General features: G+C 75.0%; 1 pseudogene. It reads left to right on the top strand.

The annotated features are described in order from the left end of the window. Positions 1-524: 524 nt before the first annotated feature. Positions 525-804 (top strand): annotated as a pseudogene (locus IE321_RS41570) (RNA polymerase subunit sigma); the annotation flags it as partial.

The raw sequence follows: 804 nt of genomic DNA, 5'->3' as shown, positions 1-804 counted from the left end.
GTGCCCACCGCCAACGCCACCGTCTACATCGTCGACACCGTCCTCATGCCCAAGTGACCCCGTAGTCCGGGGGGACGGGAGAGGACGAAGGGTGGTGGGCCACCGGTTCGACCGGGGGCGCCCCACCCTTCCGGCCCCGCCGGATCCTCCTCGGCCGAAGGCGAAGACGAAGGCCCGCAGCCCGGGGGGCAGGCGGAGGTTCCGGGCCGGACGGCCGGGAGCCGGGGCCCCGGCAGGCGTCGCGTCCCGGGGCGGCCCGCCCGGAGCGACGGCGACGGAGGCCCGTCCGGACGGGCCGGAGCCACCGGACCGACGGGAAGGCGCGGGAAGGGCCCGGCCGCCGGGCCTCCCGCGTACTCACTCGTGCGGGTGAACGGGGTCGGGGGACGAACACGAAAGCGGCCCCATCCGGACGTGTGTCCGCTACGAAGACTCTGCACAGGCCGCCCCGGTCCTGTGGCTGTGGCCGCGGCCCGCGTCCCGCGCGGCCGGTCCCGCCCCTTTCGACCAAGGATCCGTATGCGATGGACTCCCCGCCTCCGGCCGGCCGTCCCGGACGGCTGCGTCTGGTCCCCACCCGCGGAGCCCGCCCGGTGAACCGGCCCGTTCCGGTCGACAACCCCGGCCCGCCTCCGCGCCACGAGCTCGCCGACGTGATGCGGAAGGTCGCGCAGGGCGATCAGCAGGCGTTCTCCACCCTCTACGACGCTCTCGCGCCGATGGTGTTCGGCCTGGTCGTCAGGGTGCTGCGCGACCGCGCCCAGTCCGAGGAGGTCACCCAGGAGGTCATGATCGACCTGTGGC

The sequence above is a fragment of the Streptomyces hydrogenans genome, from assembly GCF_014656075.1.
GTDB lineage: Bacteria > Actinomycetota > Actinomycetes > Streptomycetales > Streptomycetaceae > Streptomyces > Streptomyces hydrogenans.
The sequence above is the reverse complement of the archived record's forward strand: the minus strand, read 5'-3'. Positions and strand labels throughout refer to the sequence as shown.